Raw genomic sequence first — 931 nt, forward strand, 5'->3', positions numbered from 1 at the left:
CGAGACCTTGTGGCGCAGCGCGAACTTCTCCTCCAGCGTGCCGTCGGGCGGCATGCGGTGGTTCATCCTTCCGGGAAGATCGCGGATCTCGGGATAGAGCGTGCCGCCCATGGCCACATTCACCTCCTGGAACCCGCGGCAGATGCCGAGGAACGGCTGCCCGCGCTCGACGCACTGCCGCACCAGCGGCAACACGATGGCATCGCGGGCGCGGTCGAAGGCGCCATGCGCCTCGGTCGGCTCCTCGCCGTATTCTTCGGGGTGCACGTTGGGCCGTCCGCCGGTCAGGAGGAAGCCGTCGCAGACCTCCATCAACTCGTCGACAGTGACGAATCGCGGGTCGGCCGCGATCAGGAGAGGCAGGCACCCGGACACGCAGGCCACGGCCTCGGTATTCATCTCGCCCCCGGCATGGGCGGGATAGCTGTCGTTCAACAGGTGCTGGTTGCCGATGATGCCGACGACTGGGCGGGTCATGAAAGCCTCTTCTCGCTTGCTGCTGCACTGCAAGATAGTGCAGCAGCAAGCTTTTCGAAAGGTTGCTCAGACCGCGGCGACCAGCCCCGCTGCCTCGACGCCCGCTTTCGCGGCAGCCGCGTCGTTGTCCGAGCTGTCGCCGGTCACACCCAGCGCCCCGAGCACCCGGCCCTTGGAATCCTTGACAAGAACGCCGCCCGGCACCGGGATCAGCGAGCCGCCGAAGGCGCCGTTGGCGGCGGCGATGAAATAGGCCTGTGACTCAGCGCGCGCCATCTGTGCGCTGCCCGGAATCCCCAGCATGATCGACCCGTAGGCCTTGCCGTGGGCGATCTGGAACCGGCCCGGGCTCGCCCCGTCCTGGCGTTCGAAGGCGATGACGTTGCCGCCCGCGTCCAGCACCACCACCGACAGCGGGTTCATGTCCATTTCCTTGCCCTTCTCGAGGGTCTTG

At 67.1% G+C, this 931-nt stretch carries 2 protein-coding genes; both read right to left on the reverse strand.

Features of this window, described 5'->3' with window-relative positions; genetic code table 11:
* On the reverse strand, window positions 1-477 hold a 477-nt coding region (locus HC022_RS27595), incomplete at its 3' end, for a gamma-glutamyl-gamma-aminobutyrate hydrolase family protein (protein ID WP_167454499.1).
* Window positions 478-543: 66 nt separating this feature from the next.
* On the reverse strand, window positions 544-931 hold a 388-nt coding region (locus tag HC022_RS27600), incomplete at its 5' end, for a heme-binding protein (RefSeq protein WP_254885295.1).

Origin of the sequence: Salipiger sp. HF18 (assembly GCF_011806505.1) — a bacterium.
GTDB lineage: Bacteria > Pseudomonadota > Alphaproteobacteria > Rhodobacterales > Rhodobacteraceae > Salipiger > Salipiger thiooxidans.